This is a genomic window from Jatrophihabitans sp., from assembly GCA_036399055.1.
Classification (GTDB): Bacteria; Actinomycetota; Actinomycetes; order Mycobacteriales; family Jatrophihabitantaceae; genus Jatrophihabitans_A.
Genome location: DASWNX010000015.1, coordinates 68,494 through 81,645 on the forward strand (window position 1 = coordinate 68,494; position 13,152 = coordinate 81,645).

Consider the following 13,152-nt stretch of genomic DNA (forward strand, 5'->3'; position numbering starts at 1 on the left):
TGAGAAGGCAGCGGGGAGACACGGCGGCGAAACTGACAGATCAGATGACCGGCACCCATTAGGGCACGAATCACTTGCGGCGCCTACTCGCCAGTAATACTCTTACGCTACTGACCAGTAACAAGGAGAAGCACCGCAATGGGCCACTACAAGAGCAACCTCCGTGACATCGAGTTCAACCTGTTCGAGGTGCTCGGCACCGGCGAGCGGCTGGGCGTAGGACCGTTCACCGAGATTGACGCCGACACCGCCCGCGGAATCCTCTCCGAGGTCCGCACGCTCGCCGAGGGCCCGCTGGCCGAGTCCTACGTCGACTCCGACCGCAACCCGCCGGTGTTCGACCCGGCGACCAACACGGTGACGATGCCCGAGTCGTTCAAGAAGTCCTACGCCGTCTGGCAGGACGCCGAATGGTGGCGGCTGGAGACCCTGCCCTCGTTGGGCGGCACCCTGGCGCCCCGGTCGCTGGTCTGGTCGATCGCCGAGATGGCGCTGGGCGCCAACCCGGCGATCTGGATGTTCAACTGCGGCCCGGCCTTCGCCAACATCGTCGACCAGGTGGGCACCCCCGAGCAGCGCAAGATCGGCCAGCTGATGATCGACAAGCGCTGGGGCGCGACCATGGTGCTGACCGAGCCGGACGCCGGTTCCGACGTCGGCGCCGGCCGTTCCAAGGCCATCAAGCAGGACGACGGCACCTGGCACATCGAGGGCGTCAAGCGCTTCATCACCTCGGCCGAGCATGACATGGCCGACAACATCATCCATTACGTGCTGGCTCGCCCGGAGGGCGCCGGCCCCGGCACCAAGGGCCTGTCGTTGTTCATCGTGCCCAAGTACGACTTCGACTGGGACACCGGTGAGCTCGGCGCCCGCAACGGGGCGGTGGTCACCAACGTCGAGCACAAGATGGGCCTGAAGGCCTCCACCACCTGCGAGGTCACCTTCGGCGAGCGGACGCCGGCCAAGGGTTGGCTGCTCGGCGAGGTGCACGACGGCATCGCCCAGATGTTCAAGATCATCGAGCACGCACGGATGATGGTCGGCACCAAGGCCTACTCCGAGCTGTCCGCCGGTTACCTGGCGGCCCTGGACTATGCCAAGACCCGGGTCCAGTCCGCTGACCTGACACGGGCCAACGACAAGACCGCGCCGCGGGTGACGATCATCCACCACCCCGACGTCCGCCGGCAGTTGATGCTGCAGAAGGCCTACGCCGAGGGGCTGCGAGCGCTCGCGCTCTACACCGCCAGCGTCCAGGACCGAATCCAGGTCGCGGAGTACCAGCAAGCGCTCAGCGCCGGCGCCTCGCCGGACAGCTCAGCGGACAGCGTGCCCGCCGGCGGGCTGGCCGACGGCACCGGCGGGCAGCCGCAGCGCTCGTCGAGGCAGGCGACCAGCACCGACGAGCGGCTCAACGACCTGCTGCTGCCCATCGTCAAGGGAGTCGGCTCCGAGCGCTCCTACGAGCAGCTGGGCCAGGCGCTGCAGGTGTTCGGAGGGTCGGGTTTCCTGCAGGACTACCCGCTGGAGCAGTACATCCGGGACAACAAGATCGACTCGCTGTATGAGGGCACCACCGCGATCCAGGGCCAGGACTTCTTCTTCCGCAAGATCGTGCGGGACAAGGGGGTCGGCCTGGGCGCGCTGTCGACCGAGATCCAGGGTCTGCTGGACTCGATCGCCGGCGAGGGCCGGCTCAAGGTCGAGCGTGAGGCCGTCGGCCAGGCGCTGACCGAGGTGGGCTCCATGGTCGCGGCGATGATCGCTCAGCTGACCTCGGCGCAGGACGACATCCGCAACCTCTACAAGGTCGGGCTCAACACCACCCGGCTGCTGATGTCGTGCGGCGACCTGGCGATCGGCTGGCTGCTGCTGCGCCATGCCCACGTCGCCCTGGGCAAGCTGGACGGCAACGGGGTGAGCGCCTCGGACAAGTCCTTCTACGAGGGCAAGCTGGCGGTCGCCCGGTTCTTCGCCACCACCGTGCTGCCCGAGCTGACGGCCCGGCGCAAGGTGGTCGAGGCCACCGACAACGCGATCATGGACGTCTCGGAGGACGCCTTCTAGCCGGCGTCGCGGCCTGCGTCGGCGAGGCTGCCGGCAGCGGCGCGCGGTTTATTAGGGTGAGCGGATGACGGTCGGCGCGGCGAACTGGATCCCACTGCAGGGGGCGGTCAACGCCCGTGACGTCGGTGGGCTGCCCACCGCCGACGGCAGTGCTGTCCGGCCCGGGGTGCTGATCCGCTCGGCCAGCCTGGGGCACCTCACCGACGCCGATGTCAGGCATCTCGTCGGCGACCTCGGGGTGCGCCGGGTGGTGGACCTGCGCACCGATGTCGAGGTCGGCCGGGACGGGCCGGGGGCGCTGCACGCCCTGCCGGACGTGGTGGTGCACCACCTGTCGTTGTATCCCGACACCGTTGACACCGTCGACGTCGCTGAGCTGCCGACGGGCCCCCTGGCTCAGACGCCCAATCCCACGCTGCCCTGGCAGGGCGAGCGGTTCGCCGCCGAGCACGGCCCGGTGGTCGCTGCCTACCTGCGGTATCTGGAGCAGCGGCCGGACTCGATCGTGGCGGCGCTGCGTGCGATCGCCGAACCCGCCGGCGCCACACTGGTGCACTGCGCCGCGGGCAAGGACCGCACCGGTGTCGTGGTGGCGCTGGCCCTCACCGTGGCCGGAGTCCCCCGCGAGGTGATCGCCGCCGACTACGCCCACACCCAGTCCCAGATCGCGGCGATCGTGGACCACTTGGCCCGCAGCGACCTCTACGGCTTCGAGGTCGGGCAGCCTGACCGCATCCCGCCGGCCTCGGCCTCGGTGATGATGGCGGTGCTCCAGGCGATCGACACCGACCTCGGCGGGGTGCTGGCCTGGCTGGCTCGGCACGGTTGGACCGAGGACGACACCGAGCGGCTGCGCGGCAAGCTGCTCGACGGCGACCGCTGATCGGACCGTCACGGCCCCGGCAGAACCTGCTGATCATCCGGGGCCCGGGGCAGCGCTAGCCTCGAAGGCATGCGACTGCGTGTGTTCACCGAACCCCAGCAAGGCGCGGACTACGAGGACTTGCTGCGGGTGGCCCAGGCGGCTGAGTCACTCGGGTTCGACGGCTTCTTCCGCTCAGACCACTACCTGAGCATGGGAGACGCGACCGGGCTGCCCGGTCCGTCCGACGCCTGGACGACGCTGGCCGGCCTGGCTCGCGAGACCAGCCGGATCCGGCTGGGCACCCTGGTCAGCCCGGCCACCTTTCGGCTGCCGGGACCGCTGGCCATCACCGTCGCCCAGGTCGATCAGATGAGCGGCGGCCGGGTGGAGCTGGGTTTCGGGGCAGGCTGGTTCTCCGCCGAGCACACCGCCTACGGCATCGCCTTTCCCGACGTGAGCACCCGCTATGACCTCTTCGCCGAGCAGCTGGCCATCATCGACGGCCTCTGGCAGACGCCGACCGGTCAGCGGTTCGACTTCGCCGGCGAGCACTACCGGTTGCAGGACTCACCGGCCCTGCCCAAGCCGGTGCAGCAGCCCAGGGTGCCGATCATCCTCGGTGGCGCGGGGAAGAGGCGCTCGGCGGCGCTGGCCGCTGCCCACGCCGATGAGTACAACAGCGCCTTCGCGCCTGTGAATGAGAGCGGCCAGGTCTTCGACCGGGTCCGGACGGCGGTCGCCGAAGCAGGCCGGCCCGCGGACTCGATGACGTACTCAGTGGCCCAGATCGTCTGCGTGGGCCGCACCGACGCCGAGCTGCGGCGCCGGGCTGAGGCGCTGGGACGCGACCTGGACGAGCTGCGCGCCAACGGGCTGGCCGGCAGCCCGGCCGAGGTGGTCGACAAGCTCGGCGAGTTCGCCGGCGTCGGGGCCAGCCGGGCGTACCTGCAGCTGATGGACCTGACCGACTCCGACCAGTTGGAGCTGATCGCCGCCGAGGTCGCCCCGCAGCTGTGAGCGCCCCGCAGCGGTGAGCGCCCCGCAGCGGTGAGCACCCTGCAGCCACAGGCCTACCAGCGCCTCGGCTTCAGATCAGGACGCGGAGCCGGATCGTCTCGGGCATCGCGCGGATCTGGTTCACGATGGCCTGAGTGGTGCCGCTGACGCTGTCGGTGACCAGGTAGCCGACGTCGCCGCGGGTGCCCAGCAGCTGAGCCTCGATGTTGACCTCGTGCTCGGCCAGGATGCCGTTGACCCGAGCCAGCACACCCGGCACGTTGCGGTGCAGGTGCACCAGCCGCAGGGTGTCCTTGCGGCGGGGCAGCCCCAGGCCGGGCAGGTTCACCGACAGCGCGGTGGAGCCCTCGCTGACGAAGTCGAGGAACTTGGCCGCGACGAACTGGCCGATGTCCTTCTGGGCCTCTTCGGTGGACCCGCCGATGTGCGGGGTCAGGATCACGTTCGGCAGCCCGCGCAGCTCGGAGACGAACTCATCGCCGCGGCCCTTGGGCTCGATCGGAAAGACGTCCACCGCCGCGCCGGCGACATGGCCGCTCTCGATGGCGTGGCGCAGCGCCGCGTAGTCGACGACGAAGCCCCGCGACAGGTTGAGGAAGAGGCTGCCCTCGCGCATGGCGGCGAACTCCGCCGCGCCGAAGATCTGCTTGTTCTCCGGCCGGCCGTCGACGTGCAGGGTCACGACGTCGGAGTCCTGCAGCAACTGCTTGAGGCTGCCGCAGCGGTGGGCGTTGCCCAGCGCGAGCCGGTCGGCGGTGTCGTAGAACAGCACCCGCATGCCGAGGTTCTCGGCCAACACCGACAGCTGGGTGCCGATGTTGCCGTAGCCGACGATGCCCAGGGTGCGGCCGCGGACCTCGTGCGCGCCGTCGGCGGACTTGTCCCAGACGCCGGAGTGCATCAGCTCGTTCTTCTCGGTCAGCCGCCGGGTCAGGGCGATCAGCTCGGCGATCGCCAGCTCGACCACGCTGCGGGTGTTGGAGAACGGGGCGTTGAACACCGTCACGCCGTGCTCGGTGGCTGACAGCAGGTCGATCTGGTTGGTCCCGATGCAGAAGGCGCCGACGGCCAGCAGGTTCGGCGCCGCGCTGAGCACCTTGTCGGTGACCTGGGTCTTGGACCGCAGGCCGAGCAGGTGCACGTCGCCGATCGCGTCGATCAGCTCTGCCTCGTCCAGCGCCCGGTCCAGGCTGGTGACCTCGTAGCCGGCCGACTGCAGCCGCTGGACTGCCTGGGGATGGATCTGCTCGAGCAGCAGTACGCGGATGGGGTTGGCGTGCACGTGTCACCTTCTTGGAAAACGCCGGAGCTGCGGCGCGCGCCAGGCTGCATGGCTGACCGGTCTTTCACCGGACCTGAGGAACGTGGGGTCAGCCGGCTTCGGGGCTGCGCAACTGTGGGCAGAGGGATGGGGTGAGCAGTCGCGGCGGGCGGCGTTGCCCGCCGAGGCGTGAGTCTAGTCGCCGGCCGCGGGCTGGGCCCAGCCTCGCGCCCGAGGGCCGAAGAGGCTGAAGTTTGGCGGCGCTGAGGAAGGCCGCCGAGCGCCTCGGGTGGATATGGTGGGATCTAGCCCGGCGCCGGCGCGAATCCGCTGGCGGCGCCGAGCGGAGCTCCGGGTGGGGACATGACGCAGACACGCTGGCTCAACGCCGACGAGCAGGTCGCCTGGCGGTCATTCGTGGACGGTTTCCGCGCCCTGATCGACGTCCTGGACCGGCAGCTGCAGGCCGACAGCAACCTGCCGCACACCTACTTCGAGATCCTGGTGCCGCTCTCGGAGGCCGAGGGCCGGACGTTGCGGATGAGCGAGCTCGCCGACGCGGCCCGATCCTCGCGCAGCCGGCTCTCCCATGCGGTCGCCCGGCTGGAGGAGCGCGGCTGGGTACGCAGGCTCAACTGCCCGACCGACCGGCGAGGCCAGCTGGCGCAGCTCACCGACGAGGGCTTCGCCATCGTCGAGGCCGCCGCCCCCGGTCACGTCGAGGCGGTCCGCAGGTACCTCATCGACCGGCTCACCCCCGAGCAGCTCAAAGTGATGGGCGAGATCGGCGAGGTGCTGCTGACCAGCACCGGTGAGAGCGACCTGCCGCCCCGACCGGGCTGAGGCGGGGCCGCGGCAGCTCGCCGTCACGACACGATCATGGAGTATCGGTCAATCTCGCAGCTGGCCTAGAGAACCGGATACGGTCCAAGCCATGGATCCGGTGCGCAACCCCTACGCTCCCGGAGCAGGCCAGCGACCGCCCGAACTGGCGGGCCGCGACGCTGAGCTGCTCGCTTTCGACGTGGTGCTGGAACGGGTTTCCCACGGCCGGGCCGAGCGCTCTATCGTGCTGACCGGATTGCGCGGCGTGGGCAAGACCGTCCTGCTCAATGCCCTGCGCTCAGCCGCCGTACGGGCCGGCTGGGGCACTGGAAAGCTCGAGGCGCGGCCGGAGCAGTCGTTGCGCCGGCCGCTGGCCGCCGCGCTGCACGTGGCGGTCCGCGAGCTGGGCGGTGGGCACCCGGGCGCCACCGAGCACGTCCTGGGGGTGCTGCGGTCCTTCGCGCAGAAGGACTCGCCCGGCGCGAAGCTGCGCGAGCGGTGGCAGCCCGGCATCGAGGCCGCGGCGGTGCCCGGCCGGGCGGACTCCGGTGACATCGAGATCGACCTCGTCGAGTTGTTTAGCGATGTGGCGGGACTGGCCGCCGACGCCGGCCGGGGCATCGCCGTCTTCATCGACGAGATGCAGGACCTGGCCGCCGAGGACGTCTCGGCGCTGTGCGCGGCCTGCCACGAGCTGAGCCAGAACGGGCTGCCGCTGGTGGTGGTGGGCGCCGGCCTGCCGCACCTGCCGGCGGTGCTGTCGGCCAGCAAGTCCTACAGCGAGCGGCTGTTCCGCTATGCCCGCATCGACCGGCTGGACCGCGCCGCGGCCGACCGGGCGCTGCAATCACCGGCCCGGGACGAGGGGGCGGACTTCACCGGAGAGGGCCTGGCCGCCATGTATGAGATCACCGCCGGCTACCCCTACTTCATCCAGGCCTACGGAAAGGCGGTGTGGGACGTCGCGCCGGGCTCGCCGATCACCGCCGCCGACGTCAGGGTCGCCGCGCCGGAGGCCGAGGCCGAGCTCGCCGTCGGCTTCTTCGGTTCCCGTTTCGAGCGGGCCACCCCGGCCGAGCGGGAGTACCTGCACGGCATGGCCGCGACCGCGTCGGCCGATCAGGGCGCCGCCGCCTCGCACGTCGAGCCCGAGTCGGTGCCGACCGCGGCGGTGGCGGAGTACCTCGGCCGCAAACCGCAGTCACTGTCCCCGGCTCGGGACGCGCTGCTGAAGAAGGGCTTGATCTACTCAGGCGCCCGGGGGCAGATCGCCTTCACGGTGCCGCACTTCGGCCGTTATCTGCGCGCCCAACACCTCGACTGAGCTGACCCGGCACGGGGCATGAGGCGTGAGTGAGCGATAGCTTGCCCTCTCTAAGCGTCTATAGGGTTGGCTAGGTATGTATTCAGCAGGTGCTAGTCGATGTTAGCCGCAGCTAGCCCGGGTCAGCCCCAAGGTGGAGTTGTAGCCGGCTGGTCACGCCTCGGTTGCAGTTCGAACCCAGGGCTTCTGCCCGGCGGTCGCCGGCCCGAATCTGAGAAGGTGACACTCAGCGCCGGCCACTGGCGAGCCCGTCGCGTGCCCGGTGCGGGTGCGGCGGTCAGCCCGCATGGGTCGCCGGCTGCGCATGGGTCCCGAGCTGCGCATGGATCCCGAGCTGCGCATGGGTCGCCAGCTGCGCATGGGTCGCCAGCTGCGCATGGGTCGCAAGCCGCGCATGGGTCGCGAGCTGCGCAGCCCGACCCGGTAGGCGCCTCGGCTCGCCAGCAGCGCCGCCATGCCCGGGCCGACCGGGCCGGCGTCGCCGCCGCGGTCAGCGATCGCTTTCTGGACGTGATCGTGATGGTCTCGGTCCTGGTGTTCGTGGTGCTGGTGATGGGCTTCGGCCTGCTCGTCCTGCAGAGCGCGCTGCAGCGCTGACCCGGACCCCGGTGAGACCCGCGCCGGTCCATCTCTCACCGGGGCTCTGTCAGGATGGCGGCTACCAGCTTTGCCCCGCGGTAGGCCGCTACCGCCGAACGAGGTGAGACTTCGTGGTTCAGCCGCCTTACGGTGGGATTCCGCCCGTCAGTCCGTACTACCGCGCGATGGCGCCCAAGCCCGGCTGCATCCCGCTACGTCCCCTGGACGTCGGCGAGGTCCTCGGCGGCGCTGTCGAGGCGATCCGGCGTAACGCCCGCACCGTGCTCGGGCTGTCGGCGGTCGCCGCGGTCGCTCAGGCGCTGATCGGGCTGTTCGTCCAGCGCTATGCCAACCTGCAAGGCGGCCGGGCGATCGATCAGAGTGACCCGGCCAACCCTCAGGTGTACTGGGGCCAGCTCGGCAAGGTGCTGGCCAGCACGCTGGGGTTGTCGCTGCTGAGCAGCGTCTTCGCCGCCGTGCTCACCGGCATGATCGTCGTGGTGGTGACCGAGGACGTCGTCGGACGCAAGGCCAGCCTTGAGCTGGTGTGGTCGAAGGTGCGTTCCCGCATCTGGCGGTTGGTCACGCTGTCGCTGCTGGTCGGCGTGCTGGCGGCTGTCGGGTTGGTGCTGTGCCTGGCGCCCGGGATCTGGCTGTGGGGCATCTGGGCGGTCGCGGTGCCGGCGCTGATCATCGAGAACCGTGGCATCGGGCAGGCGCTGCGACGATCGCAGAACCTGGTCCGCGGCACGTTCTGGCGAGTCTGGGGGATCCGGGCGTTGGGCTTCGGCATCACCCTGGCGCTGGGCGGGGTGCTCAGCGCGGTGGCCGGCGCCACCGCCGCCGCGATCACCGGAGATCGACCGGCCGGCCTGCTGGGAGCCGGCGCCGGCTCGCTGTCCTGGACCTACCTGCTGATCTCGGCGATCGGCACTGCCCTGGCGGTGACCCTCACCGCGCCGTTTCAGGCCAGCATCGACTCGCTGCTGTACGTGGATCTGCGGATGCGCAAGGAGCAGCTGGCGGTTGATCTGCAGCAGGCCGCAGCCGGCGTCCAGCAGCCCCCGCGGCACTACGGATAGCCCTCAGGCGCAGAGGCGGCGCGCGAAAGTGAGGGCTTGGCCGTTCGGGCGCAGCCGTGTCCCGGTTGACGCGGGACCGACCCGGACGTTAGCGTCCGCGATGCGTGATGGCGTGCGGAAGCCGGTGAGATCCCGGCACGGTCGCGCCACTGTGAGTCGGCCACCCATGTGGCCGGCGAGTCAGGTTGCTTCGCCATCACGACGCCCCAACTGACAAGGGACGCAGAATCCCTGAAGGAGGCACTACATGAGCAGCACTTCCACCTCGCCCACCGCCACCGCCACCCCGGTCGTCGTACCGGTCAGCGTGGCCGCGCTATGGATGGTCGGCGCCCTGTTCCTGGCACTGGCGATGTACTTCCTGATCGGCGTCGACCAGGGCGCGGTCTCGGTGTTCGGCCAGAACAGCAACATCCACGAGTTCGTGCATGACGCTCGTCACCTGTTCGGGTTCCCCTGCCACTGAGCCTCTGCGCCGCAGAGCCTCTGAGCTGCAGACAACTCGACATGGAAAAGGACCTCATCGGCCGCGGTGCCCTCTGCGGCGCGATAGCGGGGTTGCTGGCCTTTCTGTTCGGCCGCGTCTTCGCCGAGCCGCACATCCAGAAGGCCATCGATTACGAGGCCGGCCGTCACGCTGCCCAGGAACTGCTCGACAAGGCCGCTGAGGAGCACAGCCACTCAGAGCTCTTCGGCCGCGCCATCCAGGCCAACGTCGGCATGGGTGTCGGCATGATCGCCTTCGGCATCGGCATGGGCGTGCTGTTCGCGCTCGTCTACGCCATCTGCCTCGGCCGGGTCGGCCGGCTGGGACCGCGCCCGTTGGCGCTGCTGGTCGCCGCGGCCGGCTTCGTCGGGCTCTACCTGGCGCCGTTCCTGCGCTACCCCGCCAACCCGCCCGCGGTCGGCCAGGCCGAGACCATCAGGGAACGCACCAGCATGTACCTGCTGATGGTGTTGTGCTCGGTGGTGTCGCTGGCCCTTGCCGTCTGGCTCGGCCAGCGGCTGAGGACGCGCTTGGGCAACTGGAACGCCAGCCTGCTGGCCGGCGCGGCGTTCGTCGTCGTGATCGGCGTCGTGATGGCGGTGCTGCCGTCCTTCGGCCAGCCCGGCTCGGCGTACGAGACGCCCCTGCCGCTCACCGACGCCACGGGCGCGATCCGCTACCCCGGCTTTCCCGCTGACGTGCTGTTCTACTTCCGGCTCTACTCCGTCGCCGGACAGGTGGTGCTGTGGGCGGCGATCGGCCTGCTGTTCGCGCCGATGGCCGACCGGCTGCTCAGCCCGGTCATGGTCGGGGCCGACCACGCCGGCGCGGGGGGTTCAGACGTGCTCGGCCGCAGGCCTCGCTGACCGGCCAACCCCGGCGGCCGGCGGTGACCGACGGCGCCCTCCTGACCGAGCTGGCCGGGCTCGGGCCGTTCTTCGCCCTCGGCTGGCACCCGGCGGGTTCTGCGCCCAGCGACGGCTGGCGCCCGCTGGAAGAGCTGCTGCGGCAGCCCGGCGTGCTGGGGACCCGGGTCGCGGCAACGCGCGCCGCGCTCGCTGAGGCCAGCGGGCAGCCACCGGGTGACGTGGAGCTACGAGTCGCGGCCTCGATGACCCAGCTGGGGCTGGCCGCTCGGCTGGTCTGCCCGGCGCTGGGGGCAGCCGCGCTCACCGGCCGGCCGCCGAGGATCGACCCGGCTCGGATGCGATGGCGACCGGGTCCTGGCGGCGCTGTCGCCCTCTCGATCTCCGACGGCGCCCTTCTGCCTACGAGCAGCGCCGCGGCGGACCCAGCGGCGCTTGCCGGCGCGCTGGCCGACTCGGTGCTGAATGGCCCGGTGCGCGCGCTGGTCCAGACCAGCGCGCAGTTCGGGGTGTCGCCGCAGGTGCTCTGGGGCAACGTGGCCTCGGTGGTCAACGGAGCGCGAGCCCTGATCGGCGTCGCCGCGCCGGGCTTGAGCGGACCTGCCGAGCAGATCGTCAGCGGCCTGCTGGCTCGGCCACCGCTGCACGGCAGGCATCAGGGCAGCGCAGCGGCTGGGTTTCGCCGCCGCAGCTGCTGCCTGGTGTACCGGCTGGTGGCAGCTGCGGCGCCGGTGTGCGGCGACTGCGTGTTGACCCGAGGACCGACGCGGGCCGACCGGGGAGCGACGCGGGCCGACCGGAAAGCGACGCCTGCCGACCGGGGACCGGGCGCCTCGACCGATTGGAGCGGGTGACGGGAATCGAACCCGCGCCGTCTGCTTGGGAAGCAGAAACTCTGCCATTGAGCTACACCCGCGTGCGCCACCGGCGCAACCGCCTCATCATGGTAGCGAACGGAGTTCTCCACTCCAGCCGGTCCAGGCCTGGTCAGCCCGTGCGGCTGAACTGCATCCAGTCCGCGTCGGTGTCGGGAGCGAACAGCACACCCGGGCCGCAGTCGAAGACCCGCTCGATGGCTCGGGCTGTCCCGAGTGAGCAGGTGGTGCGCCGGCCGGTGAACAGGTGGTTCACCGTGGCATGGCCGAGGCCGGCGGCACGGGCCAATTGCCGCTCGGAAAGGCCCGCGGCATCCAGGAAATCAATCAGCGTCTGACGACTACGAAGCTGCATGGGTTCTCACCTCGACCACGCGCCGCAACGCTAAGACCCACCTATTCGTCATGTTGTCTTCCCCCTCGTGCAGCTGGCTCGGCGGTGACATCGGAGATGGCGACCGCAGAGTTGGATGTGTTCCATGCTGGAAAGTCCTGGCCGTCCAGTGACAGCCTGACTAGGCAGTTCGTCTACCGGCGTCTATACTGTCTATAGTCGCCAGCGACCCGCGACGTGATACTAATCAGGACATCTCGGCACAAGCAAGAGCTGTTCTTTGGAAAGCGGTCCCTCTACGCTGTCGCTTGCTGTGTCGATCACCGTCGAAGGAACCCGCCGCTATTGAGCACGCTGTCTGAGTACCTCAACGAGCACCTACCAGCCGGGTGGCAGAAGCCGCAGTTGGTAGAGGCTCTCAGCGGCACGCTCGACCGGGCGACGGTCTACCGGTACCTGGCTGGAAGCCATCCGAGAAGTCCGGCGGAGTCAGTGCTGGAGGCGTTTGCCGCAGTGCTTCCCGGGGTGTCGGTGGTAGAGCTGCGAGCCGCGGCGAACCTGTCGACCGGCGCCGAGGAGCCGTGGGTGCCGCCGGTCGAGGCCAACCGGCTCAACTACGCGCAGCGGCGAGCGCTGGAGACGTTCATCAAGGCGACGGTGGGACCGGTCGATGACACCGACGAGCCGGCGGACCACGAGTCGGTGGACCCCGGGCCGGCGGATGCGCAGCCACCGCTGGCCGTGCGCCCCAGCGCCCCGGCGTTGACCGAGCAGGAGCGAGCAGAGGTGGGCAGCTACATCCGCCGGCTGCGTGCCTCGGGCCGTAAGGATCTGGCCGACCGGGTGGCGGCGTCGCTGGCGGCCAACCCGGCTGTGGAGGCCAGCGAGGTCGCCAGGCGCCCGGCTGACGCCTGACGTCGCGAGCCCGTTCACCGGTTCGGTACTGTCCGCGCCATGCTGTTGAGCGATCGAGACATCCGGGCTGAGGTCCAGGCAGACCGCTTGCGGTTGCAGCCATGGGATCCCGAGCTTGTCCAGCCGTCCTCGATCGACGTCCGGCTGGATCGCTACTTCCGGGTCTTCAACAACTCCCAGTACACCCACATCGACCCCGCCCTGCAGCAGGATGAGTTGACCTCCCTGGTGGAGCCGGCCGGCGACGAGCCGTTCGTGCTGCATCCCGGCGAGTTCGTGCTCGGCTCCACGCTCGAGGTCGTGACCCTGCCCGACGACCTGGCCAGCCGCCTGGAGGGCAAGTCCTCACTCGGCAGGCTCGGCCTGATCACCCATGCCACCGCGGGCTTCATCGACCCGGGGTTCTCCGGTCACATCACGCTGGAGCTGTCGAACGTCGCCAACCTGCCGATCACCTTGTGGCCCGGCATGAAGATCGGCCAGCTGTGCGTGTTCCGGTTGTCCTCGCCGGCCGAGCATCCCTACGGCAGTGAGCGCTACGGCTCGCGCTACCAGGGCCAGCGAGGGCCGACGCCGAGCCGGTCCTATCGCAACTTCACCCGGTGGCCCACGTCCTGATCAGCTGAGCTCGTCTCGGGAGCGGGGCTGAGAC

Annotated in this window: 13 protein-coding genes, 1 tRNA gene and 1 riboswitch; of the genes, 11 read left to right on the top strand and 3 right to left on the bottom strand. The window is 70.0% G+C overall.

The window, feature by feature from the left end:
- Positions 1–138 precede the first annotated feature (138 nt).
- From VGB75_04775 to VGB75_04785, 3 genes are all read left to right on the top strand, one after another.
- On the top strand, positions 139–2,070 hold the full coding sequence (locus tag VGB75_04775; GenBank protein ID HEY0166338.1) for an acyl-CoA dehydrogenase: 1,932 nt from the start codon (positions 139–141) through the stop codon (positions 2,068–2,070).
- 64 nt (positions 2,071–2,134) lie between these two features.
- Positions 2,135–2,953, top strand: a complete 819-nt coding sequence (locus VGB75_04780; GenBank protein HEY0166339.1) for a tyrosine-protein phosphatase — start codon at positions 2,135–2,137, stop codon at positions 2,951–2,953.
- A gap of 69 nt (positions 2,954–3,022) precedes the next feature.
- Positions 3,023–3,952 (top strand): LLM class F420-dependent oxidoreductase, encoded by a 930-nt coding sequence (locus VGB75_04785; protein HEY0166340.1) that lies wholly within the window; start codon positions 3,023–3,025, stop codon positions 3,950–3,952.
- A 70-nt stretch (positions 3,953–4,022) separates the two neighbouring features.
- On the opposite strand, the gene serA is transcribed toward VGB75_04785, so the two are convergent.
- The gene (gene serA, locus VGB75_04790) at positions 4,023–5,234 is read right to left on the bottom strand and encodes a phosphoglycerate dehydrogenase (protein HEY0166341.1); all 1,212 of its coding nucleotides are present in this window, start codon (positions 5,232–5,234) and stop codon (positions 4,023–4,025) included.
- Between the two features lie 342 nt (positions 5,235–5,576).
- On the opposite strand from serA, the gene VGB75_04795 reads away from it, so the two are divergent.
- From VGB75_04795 to VGB75_04820, 6 genes are all read left to right on the top strand, one after another.
- Positions 5,577–6,056, top strand: coding sequence for a MarR family transcriptional regulator (locus VGB75_04795; GenBank protein ID HEY0166342.1), 480 nt, complete (start codon positions 5,577–5,579; stop codon positions 6,054–6,056).
- A gap of 91 nt (positions 6,057–6,147) precedes the next feature.
- The gene (locus VGB75_04800) at positions 6,148–7,362 is read left to right on the top strand and encodes an ATP-binding protein (GenBank protein ID HEY0166343.1); all 1,215 of its coding nucleotides are present in this window, start codon (positions 6,148–6,150) and stop codon (positions 7,360–7,362) included.
- A 710-nt stretch (positions 7,363–8,072) separates the two neighbouring features.
- Positions 8,073–9,023, top strand: coding sequence for a hypothetical protein (locus tag VGB75_04805; GenBank protein ID HEY0166344.1), 951 nt, complete (start codon positions 8,073–8,075; stop codon positions 9,021–9,023).
- Between the two features lie 103 nt (positions 9,024–9,126).
- Positions 9,127–9,224, top strand: a riboswitch (adenosylcobalamin (AdoCbl) riboswitch).
- Positions 9,225–9,270: 46 nt separating this feature from the next.
- A complete protein-coding gene (locus VGB75_04810) occupies positions 9,271–9,489 on the top strand; it encodes a CbtB-domain containing protein (GenBank protein HEY0166345.1) in 219 nt (72 codons plus the stop codon).
- Between the two features lie 41 nt (positions 9,490–9,530).
- Positions 9,531–10,376 carry a CbtA family protein gene (locus VGB75_04815; protein HEY0166346.1) on the top strand — a complete coding sequence of 282 codons (846 nt, stop codon included), beginning with the start codon at positions 9,531–9,533 and terminating at the stop codon, positions 10,374–10,376.
- 23 nt (positions 10,377–10,399) lie between these two features.
- Positions 10,400–11,230 (top strand): (2Fe-2S)-binding protein, encoded by an 831-nt coding sequence (locus VGB75_04820; GenBank protein ID HEY0166347.1) that lies wholly within the window; start codon positions 10,400–10,402, stop codon positions 11,228–11,230.
- On the opposite strand, the gene VGB75_04825 is transcribed toward VGB75_04820, so the two are convergent.
- Together VGB75_04825 and VGB75_04830 are read right to left on the bottom strand one after the other, a co-directional pair.
- A tRNA-Gly gene (locus tag VGB75_04825) sits at positions 11,219–11,292 on the bottom strand. The two genes, VGB75_04820 and VGB75_04825, sit on opposite strands and share 12 nt — an antisense overlap.
- Positions 11,293–11,363: 71 nt before the next feature.
- A complete protein-coding gene (locus tag VGB75_04830; protein HEY0166348.1) occupies positions 11,364–11,606 on the bottom strand; it encodes a helix-turn-helix transcriptional regulator in 243 nt (80 codons plus the stop codon).
- Between the two features lie 324 nt (positions 11,607–11,930).
- Here VGB75_04830 and VGB75_04835 point away from each other — a divergent pair, with 324 nt between their 5' ends.
- Positions 11,931–12,500: a hypothetical protein gene (locus VGB75_04835; protein ID HEY0166349.1), complete on the top strand. Its 570-nt coding sequence runs from the start codon at positions 11,931–11,933 to the stop codon at positions 12,498–12,500.
- A 39-nt stretch (positions 12,501–12,539) separates the two neighbouring features.
- Entirely contained in the window at positions 12,540–13,118 is a 579-nt protein-coding gene (dcd, locus tag VGB75_04840) for a dCTP deaminase (protein HEY0166350.1), read from the top strand.
- The last annotated feature ends 34 nt before the right edge of the window (positions 13,119–13,152 follow it).

Bases quoted from the DNA above. Each gene is read 5' to 3' on its own strand.
- VGB75_04775 (HEY0166338.1), top strand. From the start codon at position 139: ATGGGCCACTACAAGAGCAACCTCCGTGACATCGAGTTCAACCTGTTC.
- VGB75_04780 (HEY0166339.1), top strand. From the start codon at position 2,135: ATGACGGTCGGCGCGGCGAACTGGATCCCACTGCAGGGGGCGGTCAAC.
- VGB75_04785 (HEY0166340.1), top strand. From the start codon at position 3,023: ATGCGACTGCGTGTGTTCACCGAACCCCAGCAAGGCGCGGACTACGAG.
- VGB75_04795 (HEY0166342.1), top strand. From the start codon at position 5,577: ATGACGCAGACACGCTGGCTCAACGCCGACGAGCAGGTCGCCTGGCGG.
- VGB75_04800 (HEY0166343.1), top strand. From the start codon at position 6,148: ATGGATCCGGTGCGCAACCCCTACGCTCCCGGAGCAGGCCAGCGACCG.
- VGB75_04810 (HEY0166345.1), top strand. From the start codon at position 9,271: ATGAGCAGCACTTCCACCTCGCCCACCGCCACCGCCACCCCGGTCGTC.
- VGB75_04815 (HEY0166346.1), top strand. From the start codon at position 9,531: ATGGAAAAGGACCTCATCGGCCGCGGTGCCCTCTGCGGCGCGATAGCG.
- VGB75_04830 (HEY0166348.1), bottom strand. From the start codon at position 11,606: ATGCAGCTTCGTAGTCGTCAGACGCTGATTGATTTCCTGGATGCCGCG.
- dcd (HEY0166350.1), top strand. From the start codon at position 12,540: ATGCTGTTGAGCGATCGAGACATCCGGGCTGAGGTCCAGGCAGACCGC.